Source organism: Streptococcus pneumoniae, from assembly GCA_040719455.1.
Lineage (GTDB): Bacteria > Bacillota > Bacilli > Lactobacillales > Streptococcaceae > Streptococcus > Streptococcus pneumoniae_G.
The window spans coordinates 591,052-609,367 of record JBFDTN010000001.1; the positions used below are offsets into that span (position 1 = coordinate 591,052).

Consider the following 18,316-nt stretch of genomic DNA (forward strand, 5'->3'; position numbering starts at 1 on the left):
TGAAAACAAAGCGAAAACACTGTTTTATTAGAGAGGAGAAAGATGAGTAGAAAACGAATTAGAAACAGACGATTTCTTTTTGAGCAACAGTTGAAATCGAACTATTGGAATTGGTCTCCCGAGGAGAAAAAGTTGCTTGATAATTGGCAAGAAAATAAGGATAAGATATTTAGACATATCTTTGATTGTATCCGCCATTTAGTAGAAGAAGATGAATTTGTGGAGTTTGCAATAGTTATCCATGATAAAGATGTATCGTATGGTACGAAACTAGTTGAACCGCATGTGCATGGCTATATTGATTTTCCAAAATTGGTTGACTTATCAAAGGTAGCTGGTGCATTAGGCTTGGAACGTGAACGCATTGAAACTCCTAAATCGAAGGGGGGGCGTAAATATACACGTATCAACGCTTTAGCTTATCTTATTCATGCCAAAGATAAAGATAAATACCAATATCCTGCAAGTGATGTAGAAACGTTTGATACGCTTGATTATGAAAGCTTTATCAACCAAAACAAGGAAGATTTTGAAAAATACTCTGCTACTAAAAAGCGTGAAAAATCAGATGAAAGCCTTGATTTAGTTTATGATAAAATTGTCCGTGGAGAATTGACTGAAGACGATATTTTAGATGATGAGAATTTAAGGTATTTATGGTCGCATAACCAACAAAAATTTGATGAAGCCTTTAAGGCTTACGGTAAAATTGCCTCTCGATTAACCTTAAAAGCTATCGAAAGAGGAGAGTTCCAACCAACTATCTTGTATATCCATGGTCACTCTGGTGTAGGTAAAACTAGTTTGGCAAATGAACTAATTACTAGAATTAGTGCGAAAGCAAAAAAAGTTGGCTATAACTGGAATAGATATGATGCGGGTACAAAAAATATTTTTGATGAATATTTTGGCGAAGAGATTATTTTACTTGATGATCCACGTTATGATAGTTTGTTACCGTCCGACTGGTTAAAATTACTTGACCCGCTCAATAAGTCGCATTTGTCAGCACGATATAAAAATAAATTAGTTATTGGTCGTATCATAGTCATTACAAACTATATGAGTTTGGGAGACTTTTTCGGACAAATACCTAAAGAAGATTTAAATCAATATTTGAGAAGATTTCATAATGTAATAGAGATTACAAAGTTAGGCTATGATAGGCAATATGAATTATCAGAAATACGGGAATTGTCTGTTCCAAATTCGACAGGATATAAAATTTTAAATTTTGGAGAGTTTGAAGTATTATCTAGTCAAAGTAAAGATGTATTTTTAGACGATGTTTTAGAACAGTATATCTATCCTAGGATTTTGCCAAAGAAAGTGAAAGATGTGACAGATGACTAGGAAGATAACTCTATTTATAAAATAAAAAAAAGATGCGTGAAAAACTAATCACACATCAAAATTCAAAACAATTAAATTATAACACGAAGGGAAAAGAAAAGCTATGTTTGTGGTCAAAAAAGATTTAATGAAACTCGGTTTTAGTTCTTGGCAAGCTATGATGTTGGTCAAACAAGCAAAGGCAAAATTAGCTAGTCAAGGTCTAACATGGTATGAAAGTAAGGGATTGGGTCGAGTACCTTTGGAAACAGTTGAGGAAATTTTGGGTGTAAAAATTGATGAAGAAACTTTAAAAGATACGGAAGTAGAAAAGCATGCCTAGACTTCCGAATATCTATTCAATGCAAAATGGAACGTTCAGAGCCTCTGTATCGCTTGGATTTGACCGTATAACAGGCAAAAGGATACAGAAGTTAAACGGCTTCAAAACGCAGAAAGAGGCGCAAGAATGGCGTTTACGTATGCTTGCTGATTTTGGGAAAGGTGCATTATCATCTAATAGCTCAATGACTTTTAAAAAGTTTTTAGAGGATTATTTTATTCCAGATTACCAAAGTCAGGTCAGACAACGAACTTTTGACATGACACGGTCAAAATTTAAAAGACTAGCCTACTTTGAAAATATGAAATTGTCGGATATCCTTGCTCCTCATGTAAAGCAATGGCAAAACGCTATGTTTGTTGAGGGGTTATCAAATAACTATATCCGATCCGTTCATCAAATTTTGCAACAGGTATTTGATTTAGCGGTTCGATTGGATATGCTAGCAAGTAATGTAGCCAAGCAAGTCGGCAATGTTAAGAAAGAGCGACCAAAAGTTGATTTTTGGACAGTTGAGGAGTTTCAACGATTTATTAGTACATTTGATAAGTCTAATATCTATGACTTACTCTATTTTACTACATTTTGGTTTTTCTTTATGACAGGGGTTCGTACAAGTGAGTTGCAGGCTCTTGAGTGGTCAAAGATTGATTTTGATAATGGCACAGTTTTGATAGATTGCTCAATGTATTATAAAAATCAAAAAGAGTGGTATATTACAGACACAAAATCAAGTTCAGGTATCAGGCTTTTATATCTTGATGAAGATACTTTAAAGCATTTGAAACATTGGAAACAAGCTCAATCTCAAATGGGAGAATGTAGACTTGTATTCTCACTAGCAGATAGTCCGCTGGTAAAATCGACGTTATAGTCGTTTAGTCTATAAACAGTATTTTAGACTTTCATAGATAGACTTGCCAGCTCTAAGTAGCTCCCGAACCTTATGTTTGAGATTCGCCCAATAGTGTTCAATTGGATTGAGTTCGGGCGAATAAGGAGGTAATGGAAAAAAATAATGTCCTTTGTCTATGGCGAGTTTATCTAACCTGGCTTTGGGGTGAAAGCTAGCATTGTCCATCACAATCAGATGGGGCTCTGACAAAGAAGGCAAGAGTTGCTTGTCAAACCACTTAGTAAAAAAGTCACTTGTCATGCTTTCTTTGTAAATCATAGGCGCAACAATATCCTGACCAACCAGCCCTGCAACGACAGATGTACGTTCAAAACGACGACCACTTATCTTGTCATAGACCTTCACGCCTCTAGGTGCTCGACCTCGCTTTCGGTAAAGATAGGTATCAATCCCTGTTTCATCAATATAGACAATAGGGATGGTATCAAAGCAGGATAAAACCTCATGATACCGTCTCACTTCCTCCTTATTTTGTTCGATGTAGGTCGTCGTCTTTTTTTAAAGTGATACCGAGTTGCTTGAGAGCTGCCCAAACAGAGGAGATACGGCAGTTAAAGTGTTCTGCTATTTCCCGCAAAAAAGCATCCGGGTGTTGCTCTACATATGCTTCTAATTGATCTAAGGGAATTTTTCGAGACTTGGCAACTCGTGCTTTCCGCTCTAGGTGTCCTTGTTCTGCAAGCTGTTTTTCCCACACATACAACGTATTGGTACTAATACCAAAAACTGCACATGCTTCTTTTTTGGTGTGACCAGCAGTAACGTAGTCTATTACTCGTTTTCTAAAATTCAATTCGTAAGCCATAAACTTATTATAACACATACTGTTTATAAACTAAAGGAGTATAAAACGTGTATTACAAGTGCATAGTGATTTTGTTGGTATAAAAACTATTCGTATCCACGATTTAAGGCACTCACACGCTAGTTTTATGTTGTCGCTTGGTATGAATGACCTTGAAATGCAAAACCGTCTAGGACACGCAGATATTAAGACTACACTAGGGACATACTCTCATTTGCGACCAAATGCCATGAAAGAAGTTGCTAAACGCATGACAGGCCAAGTAGTAGTTACTGAAAACAATGTTAGAAAAAGCAAATTTAGCGGCAATCAACACACTATAAAATTTGACAAGTAACTAATTTTATGTGATAATGATTATGCAAGAACTGTAACGAAGTCTTGGCAAAAACAAAAATACCAGAGCTCCACCTCTGGTATTTTCTTTTGTCCAATATGCAAGTTACCGAACTCAGGTTATTTGTCTTTGTCGCCTTTTTCTATCCACTTTCTGACTATCCACTCAGAAATGACATTACCTGTGATTGTGACAAGTAAAGGTGCTAGAATAACTGTAACGAAGATTAGCAAAAACTCACCTCCAAACTAAGTTCGTTAGTGGAGTTGCGACAAACATTATTATATCATAAACCTTAGCTATTAACACTCCTTTTTGAAGTTTGACTAGCGTAGTCTGTTAAACGAAAAAAGGAGTCCTCAACGTAGTTGATAAAGATTAATCTATTTTTTGTTGTTAAATTGTTGCTAAGGTTAAAATAAAAGCCCATAAAACGTTCATTTCATAGGCTTTTAATAACAATAAACTCTATTCCCACTCAACAGTTGCTGGTGGTTTACTTGTGATATCGTAGACGATGCGGTTGACGTGGTCCACTTCGTTGACGATACGGACTGAGATTTTTTGGAGAACATCCCATGGGATTTTAGCGAAGTCTGCAGTCATGCCGTCAATAGAAGTGATAGCACGGATAGCAATAGTGTAGTCGTAAGTACGACCATCTCCCATAACACCGACAGATCGCACGCCAGTATTTACTGTAAAGTACTGCCAGATGTCACGATCAAGACCTGCTTTTGCGATTTCTTCACGGAGAATAGCATCAGACTCACGGACGGTTTCGAGTTTTTCTTCGGTGATTTCCCCCATGACACGAATGGCAAGTCCTGGACCTGGGAATGGTTGGCGCCAGACGATTTCATCAGGCATGCCAAGCTCCGTTCCCAAAGCACGAACCTCGTCCTTGTAAAGAGTATTGAGCGGTTCAATCAATTTGAACTGCATGTCTTCTGGTAGTCCACCCACATTGTGGTGTGATTTAATGGTTTGGGCAGTATCAGTTCCTGATTCGATAACGTCTGTATAAAGCGTTCCTTGGGCAAGGAATGCAACGTCAGTTAGCTTACTTGCTTCATCATCAAAGACATAGACAAATTCATTTCCGATGATTTTACGTTTTTGCTCAGGGTCAGACACACCTGCTAATTTATCAAGGAAACGTTTAGCAGCATCGGCTTTGACAATGTTCAAGCCAAATTTACCACCTAGCATGTTCATCACTTGATCAGCTTCGCCTTTACGAAGAAGACCGTGATCTACGAAGATACAGATGAGTTGTTCACCGATTGCTTTTTGAAGAAGGACACCAACAACAGATGAGTCAACGCCACCAGAAAGACCAAGAAGGACTTTCTTATCACCCACAGTTTCACGGATTTTCGCAATCTGCATGTCAATGAAGTTGTCCATAGACCAGTCACCTTTGGCACCACAGATGTTGATTGCAAAGTTACGTAAGATATCATTTCCATAAACGGAATGACGAACTTCCGGGTGGAATTGGATACCATAAATCTTCTTGTCTGGATTTTCAATAGCTGCATAAGGGCAATCTGCTGAGGTTCCTGTACGGACAAAGTTGTCAGGAATTTCTGTTACAGCATCACCATGACTCATCAAGACAAGCTGCTCATCAGGCGTCCCTGCAAAAAGAGAAGAAGGAGTATGGGTCAGTTCAGACTGACCGTACTCACGATTTCCCGCATCACCTGCAGGAACAACCTTACCACCTAGTTTGTGGGTAATCAGCTGCATTCCGTAGCAAATTCCCAAAATTGGAATGCCTAATTCAAAAATTTCTGGGTCAATATCAAAAGATCCGTCCTCGTAAACAGAGTTTGGTCCACCTGAGAGAATAATTCCGACAGGATTGATATCACGGACTTCAGCCGCTGAAATCTTGTGGCTCTTGAGCTCAGAAAATACTCCAATCTCACGAATGCGGCGTGAAATCAGCTGATTGTATTGGCTACCGTAGTCTAAAACGATGATTTTTTCAACGTCTTGCAATTCAGTTGTTGTCATCTTTTCCCTTTCTGAAAGTAAATATCTTTTCCCTATTCTAACACAAAAGCTGTTGATTTCCAACTGAAATCACCAAATAATATTTGACCTCTTTCCTTTTTTATCATACAATGAACATAGAAAGAAATTCGTTAGAAAAAGAGGTTTCTATGCAGCCAGCCTATATTCAAATCCATGATCAGATCAAAAAAGACATTGATGAGGAGGTCTGGAAAGTTGGAAAGCGTTTACCAAGCGAGAGAGATTTAGCCGAGCATTTTGGTGTCAGTCGTATGACTCTTCGTCAAGCTGTTTCGCTCCTTGTCGAAGAAGGGGTTTTGGAGCGTCGTGTCGGTAGCGGAACTTTTGTAGCTAGCACACGGGTTCAGGAAAAAATGCGAGGAACAACTAGCTTCACCGAAATCATCAAATCCCAAGGAAAAACTCCCTCTAGCGACTTGATTTCCTATCGAAAAACGATTCCCAGCCAGGAAGAAGTGGAGAAGTTAGGTATTTCTCGTGAGGATACGATTATCCGTATGGAGAGGGTGCGCTATGCAGATCAGATTCCAGTTGTTTATGAGGTGGCGAGCATTCCAGAGAAATTTATCAAAAATTTCAAAAAAGAAGAAATCACCAGCCATTTCTTTCAAACTCTTCAAGAACACGGCTATAAGATTGGCAAATCCCAACAGACTATTTATGCTCGTTTAGCCAAGGAAAAGATTGCCCAGTATTTGCATATCAAGCCCAAGCAGGCTATTTTAGGATTGACACAAATTTCATATTTTGAAGATGGTACTGCCTTTGAATATGTGAAAAGTCAGTATGTCGGAGAGCGATTTGAATTTTATTTGGAAAATAATTAGTTTGCATAATTTTTGTTATGTAAACTTTTTTGTTTCTAAAAATAGCTATACAGCTTTATCCTGTCAAAAAAATTTGGTATAATAGAGACTATGGAAATTGAAAAAACAAATCGGATGAATGCCCTTTTTGAATTTTATGCGGCACTCTTGACCGATAAACAGATGAATTATATCGAGCTGTACTACGCTGATGATTACAGTTTAGCTGAGATTGCGGAGGAATTTCAGGTCAGCCGTCAGGCGGTCTATGACAATATCAAGCGGACTGAGAAGATTTTAGAAGATTATGAGAAGAAATTGCACATGTATTCGGATTACATTGTTCGCAGTCAGATTTTCGATCAAATCTTAGAACGCTATCCAGCAGATGACTTTTTACAAGAGCAAATCAGCATACTCAGTAGCATTGATAATAGAGAATAAAAGGAGAAATTATGGCTTTTGAAAGCTTAACCGAACGTTTACAGAATGTCTTTAAAAACTTACGTCGCAAGGGCAAAATCAGCGAGAGCGATGTCCAAGAGGCAACCAAGGAAATCCGCTTAGCCCTACTTGAAGCAGACGTTGCACTACCAGTCGTCAAGGACTTTATCAAGAAGATCCGCGAGCGTGCAGTTGGTCATGAAGTAATTGAGACCTTGAATCCTGCCCAACAAATCATCAAGATTGTCGATGAAGAGTTGACTGCGATTTTGGGGTCTGATACGGCAGAAATCATCAAGTCTCCCAAAATTCCGACGATTATCATGATGGTCGGTCTGCAAGGGGCTGGTAAAACCACCTTTGCAGGAAAATTGGCAAACAAGCTCAAAAAAGAGGAAGAGGCCCGTCCTTTACTGATTGCGGCAGATATCTACCGTCCAGCAGCGATTGATCAGTTGAAAACCTTGGGGCAACAGATTGACGTGCCTGTCTTTGAATTGGGAACAGGGGTTCCAGCAGTTGAGATTGTCAAGCAGGGGCTAGAAGTTGCCAAACAACACAATAATGACTATGTTTTGATTGATACGGCGGGTCGTTTGCAGATTGACGAAGTGCTGATGAATGAATTACGTGACGTCAAGGCACTTGCTCAGCCAAATGAAATCTTACTCGTAGTTGACGCCATGATTGGTCAGGAAGCAGCTAACGTTGCCCGTGAATTTAACAACCAGTTGGAAGTAACGGGTGTCATCTTGACCAAGATTGACGGGGATACCCGTGGTGGTGCGGCGCTCTCTGTCCGTCAGATTACAGGCAAGCCAATCAAGTTCACAGGTACTGGTGAGAAGATTACGGACATCGAAACCTTCCACCCAGATCGCATGTCTAGCCGTATTCTCGGTATGGGGGACATGCTGACCTTGATTGAGAAGGCTTCTCAAGAATACGATGAGAAGAAGTCGCTTGAACTCGCTGAAAAAATGCGGGAAAATACCTTTGATTTCAATGATTTCATTTCACAGTTAGACCAAGTCCAAAACATGGGACCAATGGAAGATTTGCTTAAGATGATTCCAGGTATGGCAGGCAATCCTGCCCTTGCCAATCTCAAGGTGGACGAGCGTGAAATTGCTCGCAAACGGGCGATTGTATCATCTATGACACCAGCTGAACGTGCAAATCCTGACTTGCTCACGCCAAGCCGTCGCCGTCGTATTGCCAATGGTTCTGGAAACACTTTTGTCGAAGTCAACAAATTCATCAAGGACTTTAACCAAGCTAAAGCAATGATGCAAGGTGTCATGTCTGGTGATATGAACAAGATGATGAAGCAAATGGGGATTAACCCTAACAATCTTCCGAAAAATCTCCCAAACAATATGGACATGTCTGCCCTTGAAGGCATGATGGGTCAAGGTGGAATGCCTGATTTGTCAGCATTAGGAGGCGCTGGTATGCCAGATATGAGCCAGATGTTCGGCGGAGGCCTCAAAGGTAAAATCGGTAAATTTGCCATGGAACAATCCATGAAACGCATGGCCAATAAAATGAAAAAAGCGAAAAAGAAGAGAAAATAGGAATGTTAACAGCAGAATAGGGTCTAAACCATTTGATTTGCTAATACTGAAATAGAAATCATCCATCAGTGTATTATAATAAACTTAAGTGTGAAAAACGTTCTAAAGAACCGTGTTCACAGTTATAAAGGACGAAGGCGTAAACGAGAACATTTTGTTCTATTCAAAAAATTATAAAGCAGGTCTAAAATTTAGATCTGCTTTAAATTGAATTCATAGCACTGGGAGCCCGGGTTCCCCAAAAAAGCTTTAGGTTTCAAAGTAAAAACTAAATATTTCTAAACATTTGCCCTAACATAGTCCAACCCCTTGATAATACTGGAATAGAAGCATAAAGTACATTGAATCAAAAATGTACTTTATTTTTGTTTTGTACATTATTTTAGACCTTAGTAAGGTACATATTGAGAGTAAGTGGTTACAATTTATATAGAAATTCAATTGTACAAATTTAAGTAAAAATAGAGGAGAAATAGTAGGAGTAAATGTACATTTTTGGAAACTAATGATATGTAGATTGAGTGTAATAGTAGTTATAAAGTATTTGTTACTTCTGAAGCAATGTATATGATAGTTTTTGAAGCTATAGAAGAATACTCTAAATTTGTGAATGAAATTGATGCCAAAGAAAGAGATGAATCTATACAGATATACACTGCATTGAAGTATATTCACGGTAGAGGGCTTCAACAATTTTTAGAGATTATCACATTAATGAAAAATGGTTTCTCTGATGGTTCTTATGCTAGATGGCGTTCACTTTATGAATTAAATATTATTGCATCATTTATATCTAAATACGGTGAAAAAGTTGCTGAGTCCTATATTTCATCTCGAAACACTGAAGATCGCTATGAGTGGGCAAGGGCATGTGGTGAATTTAGGTCCAAGAAGAAATTTATACGCTTTGAAGATACAAAGAATAAAGCTGGTTTTCCGTCAAATTTGTGGCAATACGAATATCAACTTGCTAATGAAGTTATTCATCCTTCATCTCAAGGCACATTTAATAGAATCGGAACAACTGGTAATGAGGAAGTAATTACTATCGGGCGCACTGATTTTGGATTAACTATTCTGGGGGAACATTCAGCTATTACTTTAGCACAGCTTACTGGTCAATTTTTAACAATATATCCATCTGGTGATGCTCTGTTAGCAGCTAACATGATAAATAAATGGGTTGATCTAGTAAGGGAATATTATTTCAAAACGCATGATTATAATTTTCCTGATGAATCTAAATTGTGGGAAGAATACAGATGATTGATAGTATACTAGTATACAAGAATATTTTTTGATAAATTCAAGGGCTATAAAAGATCAAATTATGAAGATAGACTCAATATTGTAAAATAATTATTCTCTATTTTATGTTATAATAGCTTAGTTGTACTAAAATTAAATTAAACACTTGACAAAGGAGAAAAGCATGGTACAATCCATTAGCACAGCACATGCTGATTATATAATCGGACATGTTTTTTGTTAAATATTAAAAGAGGCTTTTCAATTTTTTACGACCAACCTAAATTATTTATGTTTTCTATAATTTCTAGGTCTCATGATAAAATATTTTGAAATTATTGATAAAATCAGTAAAACGTTCTATTCTTCCAGTCCCCAAAATGGTGAATTTAATTATCCTAAAGGATTAAAGTCTATAAGTAGGGATATCTCTGATTACAGAAATAGAAATTCGAATAGAGATTATAACTATCTAGATATTTGCCCTGAGAAAGACAGACTTGCTATATTAGTTTAAAATGTGATAATTAGGCGAAAATTTTAATTTAGCAATAATTACAATAATATGTTAAAAATGGGAAGTCTATTCTGTATAGAAAAATTGTAGCTATTTTTATCGAAAATAGAAGGTTATAGCGTTTGGACTGGGTATGGGTATGGATATGGATAGCTAGTCATTATTGATGACGAACACATATAGATAATATTGTTCCCTATATCAATGATAAAAATACAGCAAGCTAGAATTTAGCTGTAAATGTTAATAAAATTCTTGTGTACTTAAATCCTGTTGCGAGTCTTATATCATAATTATGTCTTTGGAAAAGTTGAATAATTCAATAAAAACTGGAGTACTTTGATGATGGAAAAAATAAATGAAAAAAGTATAGTAAATAAGTGTCAAATTTTTACCCCTAAAAACTATGTTAAGGAGCTATTAGATTCAATTGGCTATTATAAAAACATAATAAATAAAACAATATTAGAAAATTCTTGTGGTGATGGGAATATACTCGTTGAAATAGTTAAAAGGTATATTAAAGAAGCAGTAGAACTTAATTATTCTAATAGTGAAATAAAAAATAGTTTAGAGAATAATATTTATGGATTTGAAATTGACAAAAAGCAATTTGAAAAGTGTATTTATAACTTAAACTTAATTACGAAAAAAAAAGGAATACAGAATATTAAATGGAAAATTTATAATGCAGACTATTTAAAAAGTGAAATAAATGTACAATTTGATTTTATAGTAGGCAATCCTCCGTATATATCTTATAGTGATTTATCTCAAGAGGAAAGAACATTTATTAAGAAAACTTATGAAACATGTCGGCAGGGAAAATTTGATTATTGTTATGCATTTATAGAACATAGTATAAAGATGTTATCAAATACAGGTAGGATGTCGTATTTAATACCGAGTAGTGTATTTAAAACTGTTTTTGGGAATAAGATTAGAAAATTTATGAACCAGTACGTTGTTGAAATAAAAGATTATACAAAAGAAAAAATATTTGATAATGCATTGGTAAAGTCAGCAATTATAATTGTTGATAAAAATTATAGCAGCGAAGAAATTCGATATATAGACATGAGTAGTGATAGTAGGTTATGTATTAGTAAAAAAGCAATGAAGGAAAAATGGATTTTCTCTAATGAACTTAATGCGGGAGATAAGAGATTTGGTGACTATTTCAAAGTATCTCACGTAGTAGCAACCTTATTGAATAAAGCATATATAATCAGTGAAAATATGTATGATGAAATAGAGGGCTATTATAAAGTTGGGAATTTCATAATTGAAAAGGATACAGTTAAGCCAACTGCAACACCAAGAACCATGAGATATGGCAAAATCGAAAAGATTATTTTTCCATATAAATACATAGATAATCAATTGATAAAATATGAAGAAAAAGAATTTGAAAGCTTATATCCTGGAACTTTCGCATATTTAAATATGTTTAAAGAGTTGTTAGAAAAAAGGAAATCAGACAGCAATTCAAAGTGGTTTGAATATGGAAGATCACAAGCACTTTCAGGAATTAAATGTAAAAAGTTACTTATATCTACAATTGTCACTGATAAGGTTTATGTATATAGCTTAACAGAAGAATATGTTCCATATGGAGGGATGTACATTTCTATAAATCAAGAAAATAAAGAATATAATTTGAATTTTGCTAAAAAAATCCTGGAAAGTAAAAAATTTATGGATTATGTAAAAAAAATAGGAATAAATATTAATGGTAATTCATTAAGAATCACATCAAAGGATATAGAAAATTTTTATTTTTAGTGGAGTAAGTTTGAAAAAAAATAAAAGCTAATTGATTTATTGTTTATCCTAATTTTGGGCGCACTAAAAAGAGGTGTTGAAACCTGATTTTTGAGATTAAGCGACATTGAATCCGTGCTGTTGTGCAAAACGAACAGCGTCTTGAACAGACATCGTTTTATCAGGATTTCGTATTTCGGTCAGTCCTTGTAAAACAGGATTGTAGTCTTCTTGTTTCCGTAGCACTTGGTACACAGAAACCAGTAATCTGCGACAGATAGCGATGATAGCTTTTCTGTGCCCACGACGTTTCTTTAGCTTGAGATATTTGTTTCTGAATTCAGGATGTTTATCAGACCTAACAATAGCATTAGCAATTTGAACGAGAAAAGGTTTGAGGTATTGTCCACCTTTAGAAATACGAGTAGAATATTTCTTCCCCGCACTTTCATTGTTGGCAGGGACAAGTCCAGCCCAGGAACAGAGTTTTCCAGCAGAATCAAAGACAGTCATATCGTCCCCTATTTCAGAAATGATTCTGAGTGCAGAGAGTTCCTCTTTGAAACCAGGCACAGTTTGAATTAACTTGACCTGTTCTTGATATTCTTTTCCCAATTCCCGAATCATTGCTTCTAAGTCTTCTTTACAGATAGCTAGGGCATCATAGTGGGCTTTGATGACTCTGATTTTCTCAGCTTGTTCAGGTGTTAATTCGCCTTCCGTAGCGATTTCCAAGTCTTGCACTTTATCCTTCATTCTCTTGTGAACGAGTTGTTCAATGTTTGGTTTCTCTTCAGGATTGTCAAGGATGCTTGTAATAATAGCTTGAGCACTCTTTCCGAAGACATCGGAAACGACACTTGCAATTTGAAGATTAGACCAAGTTAGGCAGTTTTGGTAACGATTTTTCTCGCTAACTTGAAGTTGTGTTAATTTCATTCGATAGCGAAATAGGTCACGTAATTGTCTGATTTTGAGCGGGGGAATAAAGCTAGAAGCAACTAAATCATGCTTGAAGAGGTCGGCTATCCATTGCGCATCTTTCTTGTCGGTTTTCTTTCCTCGAATAGCTTTGACATATTTGGGATGAGCTAAGCAGACATTGGTCTGTTCTTCTAGGATATTGAAAACAGGAATCGAGTATTTACCAGTAGATTCCATACAGACATCGAAGCAGGAATAATATTCCAACCAATCACGTAGCTGAGTGAGTCCATTGGTAAAGGTGGAGAAGCGTTTACGATGGTACTCAGTAATTCCTTGACTATTGGTGATGGCAATAACTGCTACGACAAAAGTTTTATGCACATCAATTCCACAACAATTAGGATAAACGATTTTTAACATAGGAGGAAACTCCTTTCTCAAAAGTAGAGAAGCTCCTATCCCTTGACTGCTCTTCCCTTTCACAAACGAGTCGCTTATCCAAGTATAAGTTTACGTGCTCTTAGTCACAGTTAGTTGTGCTTGATAGGAAGAACCACACCTATAATTATTCGAGGTAGTAGCTGAACTACTCACTTACTCTCCTCCCCGTGATTTGTAGTAGTGATAGGGCTTCTCACTGTTATTATAGACAAAAATAAAGAGCGTAGCACTTTTTCATTCAGTGTTGTGCCTTGAGTGAAACGAAAGGAATGAATTATAATTATGGAGAAGCTTAAATATATTATTGAAGACAGTACAATCGCAGAGCTTTTAGGGGTTCAAAACTTTTCCACCGATGAAGCAGCTGTATTGGAATTAGTGAAAAATGCATACGATGCTAATGCTTTGAATGTGACATTGGAGTTCAGAGATAAAACATTAAAAATATCAGATGATGGTGACGGTATGACTTTAAATGATATAAAAGACCATTGGATGCATATAGGAAAAAGTAACAAAGGTTATGATTTTATCGATTCAAATAATAATGTAAGAGTTCAGGCTGGTTCAAAAGGAGTAGGACGGTTTGCCTTATCAAGATTAGGGAAGAGTATAACGTTATATAGTAAAAAAGATCAAGAAGATGGTTTAGTTTGGGAAACAGATTGGAATGAATCGACATTAGATTTGGACTATAGTATAAAATGTAAGGGGACTTGTATTCTGATAAACAGTCTTAGAGAAAAATGGACGATCAACAGGATTAAAAAATTAAATACATACCTTGAAAAAACATATAACGATAGGGCTATGAAGATTCGAATTATAGCTAATGAATATGATGAACTTGTAAATTTGCATTTCCCAAAGCCTGAACCAGGTAAAAACTGTAGATCGCATATTATGTTGCAATATAATGGTAAAGAATTATCTGTATCAGTTTTTTCAAATGAATTTGCTGATGAAGCAAAAAAGTATTGTTCCAATATAGACTTAAATTTTCATAATAACAAAGTGAATATTATTAATGAATTTGGTGGAGATGGATTTGAAGATATAAAGGGAAATGATTTGATTTATTTATTGAAGAAACTTGGTAAATTTTCTGCAAATCTATTTTTTAATCTGAATGTAACAAATTATGATAAAGAAAAATTTTTATATAAGTATCTAAGTACTCCTGAAAGTATTGAAAGTGGAGTGATATTATATAGAAATGCTTTTAGTATATCTTCATTTGAAGGAGAAAAAGATTGGTTAGGGTTAGGGAAAAGATCGAGAAAATCACCAGCAGCAGCATCTCATCCAACAGGATCTTGGAGAGTAAGAGAAAATCAATTATCAGGGTATATATTAATTGATAAGCAAGAAAATGAAGTATTGCAAGATCTTATGAATAGACAGGGAATAGATGAGAATATATACTATCGTTTATTTGTTCAAATCATATTAGTAGGAATAAAGGAGTTTGAAAGATATAGACAAGGCATAGTTCGAGAAATAAATAAAAAAAACAAAACTGAAGAAGTACCTATAGAAAAAATATCTGATAAAATTGTAAAAAATCCAAAAAACTTAGACAGGTTAAATGCTAATGATAAAAAGAAACTTGTTGATGAAATTAGATTGTTTAAACAAGATAGTAAGAAATTTGAGAAAGAAAAATCAGATGTAGAAGCAAGATATAAATATGATGTTAGAATTCTAAATACTTTAGCTACATCAGGACTAAAAGCTACCTCTGTAGCACATGAGATAAATAATGATAGAAATCAAATGGAACCATCATATAATTATATTGTTGAAGCTTTAAAAAAATATAATGTATGGGAGATTATTAATAGAGCAGAGAATAGAAAAATTGCATGTGAAGATATACCTAACCTATTAAAAAGTAATCATGAAGCGGTTAAAAAAATACTTAGATTTATTGATGCTATTTTGGAAAAGGTAGAGAAAAAACAGTTTTTCGCAGAATATTTAAACGTAAAAGAAATTATAGATCAAATATCAGAAAACTGGGAAAAAGACTATGCCTGGCTTAAGATAGATACAGATATAGATGATGAAGTAAAATTTAAGATATCAAAAGATACATTCTATACTATATTCGATAATTTAATATTAAATAGTGTTCAACAAAATAGCCAAATTAATGAATTAAGAATTAAAATTTCAGTAAGCAGGAATAATGAAAAACTGAAAATATCATATTCAGATAACGGAAAAGGTCTTTCAAAGAAATATTTAGATAATCCTAGGATTATTTTAGAGCCACATGAAACAAATCGAGCAAATGGGCATGGTCTTGGAATGTGGATAATTAGCAATACGATTAATTTACAAAAAGGCGAAATACTTGAAATCTTTGGTAAAAATGGTTTTGAATTTATTTTTGAAATGGAGGAAACTATTTAAAATGGAACAAATAGTTATGCTTTATGTAGATGATAAAATTGATTTATATGTCTCACAGTATCTAAGCTCATATTCAAGAGATAATCCCCATTACGAATATTTTGAACTTAGATTTGAAAGTGAAGATTCTTATGAGACTCTGCTTGAAGCGGAAGTGGTTCAAAAAGCAGATATATTATTTTTAGATTCAATGCTCTTTGAAAATCAAAATGTAGGCAATAACAAAATTTCTGGTGAAGAATTAGGATTTATAATTAAGAAAATTTTCCCTTTTAAGGAAATAATAGTTATTACCCAATTTCAAGAAAAAATGGAATATAGTACTTTAAAAAAATATAATTCGAATACATATGCTTGTGATTCAAATTCATTTTTTAAAAACAATTGGGAAAAAGAAATAGTTAATGCTACAGAACATATTGTTTTGAATAGAAATATTTTTAAAAATATTTCTTCGAAAAAATACGTTGAAAAATATCTATTTGAAAATATAGAAAATTCGATAAATGGAATATCTAATTATGATAATTTAACAAAGGCAGATATAAATAATCTTATTAACACTTTTGAAGAAATGAGAAAATTATATGAAGGATGATTATAGAAATACAAGATATTGCGTTTCTAATAATAATATTGTTTCTGATAAAAACGCTTTAGAAAATAAAATAAAAAGTGAACATCGTAGAGCTAAAATAATATATAATCAAATAAATAAAAAAGACAGCGAATATAATAAGATATTTAGGAATATATATAATAACAAATGTGCTTATTGTGGTATTACAACAGATGTGATAAGTTCTGAATTATTTGAAATAGATCATTTTGTTTGTGAAGCATCATTTAATGGAGATTCTATAAACGCTGGTAAAATAAATAATTTGGTTCTTGCATGTAAAAAATGTAACAGGGCAAAGAAAGATTTTATATGGGATAAAGGATACTCTTCGAAATTTAATACTGATGATAAAAGTATAACAAAACTATTTTATAGAGATAAAGACTACTACATCAGAATAGAGAAAAAATTTACTACCGATACTACTATTTGTAACTTCCATAGAAAATTGAAATTGTATGAAGAAATTAGAAGATTGGATTTCTTACTCATGAATATGCATGGGTTCTATAACAAATATTTTACTAATATTAATTCTGACAAAATATCAAAATGCATAGTTCTTTTACAACAAAAAAGAAATAAGCTGTAATATATATCTGTAATGGATAATTTGTTGTACCACATACGAGATAGGATCAATTACATATTTTTAATTGTTTGTTCTGATCCAAAAATATGAGGTTAAAATGCGTAAAAATTGTTTTTAAGAAAAATTATTTTTGATATAATCAAATTGAAGGTAATTTAAAGGAGGAAATAAAATGAAAGTATACACTATTGAACAAGTTTCAGATTGGTTTTTATTTCAATCAAGCATGACACCCAAGAAACTTCAAAAATTATCTTATTATTTTGAGGCTTGGGGAAATGCTCTATTCAATATTTCTTTGATCTATGATACTAAGTTTGAAGCATGGGTGCACGGTCCTGTTTCTCCAGAGTTGTATCAGAAGTATAGGGACTATGGATGGAATGAAATCGAGAAATTAGATAAGAATACTGACTCAGAATTTGAAGAAAAATCATTATTTCTTTTACAATCTGTTTGGGAAACCTATGGTGATAAATCTGCAAATGAATTGGAAGCTCTTACACATGGTGAAATGCCTTGGATAAAAGCAAGAGGGAGTCTTGCAGATAATGATTCTTGTAATACTGTAATCAGCGAAAAGGACATGAGAGAGTTCTACCTGTCTATCTACTCAGGTGATTAGAAAAGAGATAGAATGGGAAAAAATTTAACAAAAGTGACCTCTGTAAAAAGTCAACCTAATAGGTTAACCGATAGAAACTCTGCAGTGAGTCAACCTAACAAATTAACTGATGATAAAAATACTAATAAAGAATTCAAAATTTCTATTTGTGAGCAGTTAGATAATGGATATTCTTTTAAAAATTTGACAAAAGAATCATTAAAAAATTTACACACATTTATTGATGAAACAGTTGGAAAAAATCTGACCATCTCTAAAACTGAAAAGTTATATTTGAGAACAAAAGGAGAAGTAAAACAGACAATAGCAGGGAGAGAAGTCATACATTTTGGGAAAGATATGAAAGCTTTTCGAATCTTCGGCTACTACAATAACGACGGTTATTTTAATATTACACGAATCGATTTTAAACATAACACCAATAAAAGTAGCTAAGTATTTAAAACGCGGTATATTATGAGTAAAGTCATACTAGAAAGCATCTAAATAATTACTAAAATGGCAAACAGGAGATATAAAAGGTTTCCTATAGAAGTATTGGAAAATCTAATGAAGA

17 protein-coding genes and 1 pseudogene are annotated in these 18,316 nt (G+C 34.2%); 14 read left to right on the forward strand and 4 right to left on the reverse strand.

Annotated features, from left to right (window positions below; all coding sequences use genetic code 11):
* Positions 1–42: 42 nt before the first annotated feature.
* The 3 genes from AB1I63_02720 to AB1I63_02730 all read left to right on the forward strand — a co-directional run bounded on the left by AB1I63_02720 (position 43) and on the right by AB1I63_02730 (position 2,549).
* Entirely contained in the window at positions 43–1,353 is a 1,311-nt protein-coding gene (locus AB1I63_02720; protein ID MEW4353801.1) for a Rep family protein, read from the forward strand.
* 103 nt (positions 1,354–1,456) lie between these two features.
* Positions 1,457–1,675 carry a DUF3173 family protein gene (locus AB1I63_02725; protein MEW4353802.1) on the forward strand — a complete coding sequence of 73 codons (219 nt, stop codon included), beginning with the start codon at positions 1,457–1,459 and terminating at the stop codon, positions 1,673–1,675.
* Positions 1,668–2,549, forward strand: coding sequence for an Arm DNA-binding domain-containing protein (locus AB1I63_02730; GenBank protein ID MEW4353803.1), 882 nt, complete (start codon positions 1,668–1,670; stop codon positions 2,547–2,549). The genes AB1I63_02725 and AB1I63_02730 overlap by 8 nt, the downstream gene beginning before the upstream one ends.
* 9 nt (positions 2,550–2,558) lie before the next feature.
* Here AB1I63_02730 and AB1I63_02735 read toward each other — a convergent pair whose 3' ends face one another.
* A complete protein-coding gene (locus AB1I63_02735; protein ID MEW4353804.1) occupies positions 2,559–3,050 on the reverse strand; it encodes a transposase in 492 nt (163 codons plus the stop codon).
* A gap of 7 nt (positions 3,051–3,057) precedes the next feature.
* Positions 3,058–3,396, reverse strand: coding sequence for an IS630 transposase-related protein (locus tag AB1I63_02740; protein MEW4353805.1), 339 nt, complete (start codon positions 3,394–3,396; stop codon positions 3,058–3,060).
* A gap of 37 nt (positions 3,397–3,433) precedes the next feature.
* Here AB1I63_02740 and AB1I63_02745 point away from each other — a divergent pair.
* A pseudogene (locus AB1I63_02745) lies at positions 3,434–3,733 on the forward strand (tyrosine-type recombinase/integrase).
* Between the two features lie 468 nt (positions 3,734–4,201).
* On the opposite strand, the gene guaA reads toward AB1I63_02745, so the two are convergent.
* The gene (gene guaA, locus AB1I63_02750; GenBank protein ID MEW4353806.1) at positions 4,202–5,758 is read right to left on the reverse strand and encodes a glutamine-hydrolyzing GMP synthase; all 1,557 of its coding nucleotides are present in this window, start codon (positions 5,756–5,758) and stop codon (positions 4,202–4,204) included.
* Between the two features lie 149 nt (positions 5,759–5,907).
* On the opposite strand from guaA, the gene AB1I63_02755 reads away from it, so the two are divergent.
* The 5 genes from AB1I63_02755 (at position 5,908) to AB1I63_02775 (ending at position 12,156) form a co-directional block, all read left to right on the forward strand.
* Positions 5,908–6,606 carry a GntR family transcriptional regulator gene (locus AB1I63_02755; protein MEW4353807.1) on the forward strand — a complete coding sequence of 233 codons (699 nt, stop codon included), beginning with the start codon at positions 5,908–5,910 and terminating at the stop codon, positions 6,604–6,606.
* Positions 6,607–6,696: 90 nt separating this feature from the next.
* A complete protein-coding gene (locus tag AB1I63_02760) occupies positions 6,697–7,029 on the forward strand; it encodes a putative DNA-binding protein (protein ID MEW4353808.1) in 333 nt (110 codons plus the stop codon).
* Positions 7,030–7,040: 11 nt separating this feature from the next.
* Positions 7,041–8,606: a signal recognition particle protein gene (gene ffh / locus AB1I63_02765; protein ID MEW4353809.1), complete on the forward strand. Its 1,566-nt coding sequence runs from the start codon at positions 7,041–7,043 to the stop codon at positions 8,604–8,606.
* Positions 8,607–9,173: 567 nt separating this feature from the next.
* The gene (locus tag AB1I63_02770; protein ID MEW4353810.1) at positions 9,174–9,872 is read left to right on the forward strand and encodes a DUF5677 domain-containing protein; all 699 of its coding nucleotides are present in this window, start codon (positions 9,174–9,176) and stop codon (positions 9,870–9,872) included.
* 841 nt (positions 9,873–10,713) lie between these two features.
* Complete coding sequence (locus tag AB1I63_02775; GenBank protein MEW4353811.1) at positions 10,714–12,156, forward strand: Eco57I restriction-modification methylase domain-containing protein; 1,443 nt, start codon at positions 10,714–10,716, stop codon at positions 12,154–12,156.
* Positions 12,157–12,252: 96 nt separating this feature from the next.
* Here the strand turns inward: AB1I63_02775 and AB1I63_02780 are convergent, their stop codons facing one another.
* On the reverse strand, positions 12,253–13,482 hold the full coding sequence (locus AB1I63_02780) for an IS110 family transposase (GenBank protein MEW4353812.1): 1,230 nt from the start codon (positions 13,480–13,482) through the stop codon (positions 12,253–12,255).
* A 303-nt stretch (positions 13,483–13,785) separates the two neighbouring features.
* On the opposite strand from AB1I63_02780, the gene AB1I63_02785 reads away from it, so the two are divergent.
* From AB1I63_02785 to AB1I63_02805, 5 genes are all read left to right on the forward strand, one after another.
* A complete protein-coding gene (locus tag AB1I63_02785; GenBank protein MEW4353813.1) occupies positions 13,786–15,921 on the forward strand; it encodes a sensor histidine kinase in 2,136 nt (711 codons plus the stop codon).
* A gap of 1 nt (position 15,922) precedes the next feature.
* Positions 15,923–16,519: a hypothetical protein gene (locus AB1I63_02790; protein ID MEW4353814.1), complete on the forward strand. Its 597-nt coding sequence runs from the start codon at positions 15,923–15,925 to the stop codon at positions 16,517–16,519.
* Positions 16,509–17,135 carry an HNH endonuclease gene (locus AB1I63_02795; protein MEW4353815.1) on the forward strand — a complete coding sequence of 209 codons (627 nt, stop codon included), beginning with the start codon at positions 16,509–16,511 and terminating at the stop codon, positions 17,133–17,135. Before AB1I63_02790 ends, AB1I63_02795 begins: the two co-directional genes overlap by 11 nt.
* A 172-nt stretch (positions 17,136–17,307) precedes the next feature.
* Positions 17,308–17,760 (forward strand): type II toxin-antitoxin system antitoxin SocA domain-containing protein, encoded by a 453-nt coding sequence (locus AB1I63_02800; protein MEW4353816.1) that lies wholly within the window; start codon positions 17,308–17,310, stop codon positions 17,758–17,760.
* 12 nt (positions 17,761–17,772) lie between these two features.
* Complete coding sequence (locus AB1I63_02805; protein ID MEW4353817.1) at positions 17,773–18,195, forward strand: MAG6450 family protein; 423 nt, start codon at positions 17,773–17,775, stop codon at positions 18,193–18,195.
* Positions 18,196–18,316: the final 121 nt, after the last annotated feature.

What these genes read in the sequence shown, in the direction of transcription:
- AB1I63_02730 (MEW4353803.1), top strand. Translation starts at nt 1,668, where the DNA reads ATGCCTAGACTTCCGAATATCTATTCAATGCAAAATGGAACGTTCAGA.
- AB1I63_02775 (MEW4353811.1), top strand. Translation starts at nt 10,714, where the DNA reads ATGATGGAAAAAATAAATGAAAAAAGTATAGTAAATAAGTGTCAAATT.
- AB1I63_02760 (MEW4353808.1), top strand. Translation starts at nt 6,697, where the DNA reads ATGGAAATTGAAAAAACAAATCGGATGAATGCCCTTTTTGAATTTTAT.
- AB1I63_02720 (MEW4353801.1), top strand. Translation starts at nt 43, where the DNA reads ATGAGTAGAAAACGAATTAGAAACAGACGATTTCTTTTTGAGCAACAG.
- AB1I63_02805 (MEW4353817.1), top strand. Translation starts at nt 17,773, where the DNA reads ATGGGAAAAAATTTAACAAAAGTGACCTCTGTAAAAAGTCAACCTAAT.
- guaA (MEW4353806.1), bottom strand. Translation starts at nt 5,758, where the DNA reads ATGACAACAACTGAATTGCAAGACGTTGAAAAAATCATCGTTTTAGAC.
- AB1I63_02790 (MEW4353814.1), top strand. Translation starts at nt 15,923, where the DNA reads ATGGAACAAATAGTTATGCTTTATGTAGATGATAAAATTGATTTATAT.
- AB1I63_02780 (MEW4353812.1), bottom strand. Translation starts at nt 13,482, where the DNA reads ATGTTAAAAATCGTTTATCCTAATTGTTGTGGAATTGATGTGCATAAA.
- AB1I63_02770 (MEW4353810.1), top strand. Translation starts at nt 9,174, where the DNA reads ATGATAGTTTTTGAAGCTATAGAAGAATACTCTAAATTTGTGAATGAA.
- AB1I63_02740 (MEW4353805.1), bottom strand. Translation starts at nt 3,396, where the DNA reads ATGGCTTACGAATTGAATTTTAGAAAACGAGTAATAGACTACGTTACT.
- AB1I63_02755 (MEW4353807.1), top strand. Translation starts at nt 5,908, where the DNA reads ATGCAGCCAGCCTATATTCAAATCCATGATCAGATCAAAAAAGACATT.
- ffh (MEW4353809.1), top strand. Translation starts at nt 7,041, where the DNA reads ATGGCTTTTGAAAGCTTAACCGAACGTTTACAGAATGTCTTTAAAAAC.
- AB1I63_02795 (MEW4353815.1), top strand. Translation starts at nt 16,509, where the DNA reads ATGAAGGATGATTATAGAAATACAAGATATTGCGTTTCTAATAATAAT.
- AB1I63_02725 (MEW4353802.1), top strand. Translation starts at nt 1,457, where the DNA reads ATGTTTGTGGTCAAAAAAGATTTAATGAAACTCGGTTTTAGTTCTTGG.
- AB1I63_02785 (MEW4353813.1), top strand. Translation starts at nt 13,786, where the DNA reads ATGGAGAAGCTTAAATATATTATTGAAGACAGTACAATCGCAGAGCTT.
- AB1I63_02800 (MEW4353816.1), top strand. Translation starts at nt 17,308, where the DNA reads ATGAAAGTATACACTATTGAACAAGTTTCAGATTGGTTTTTATTTCAA.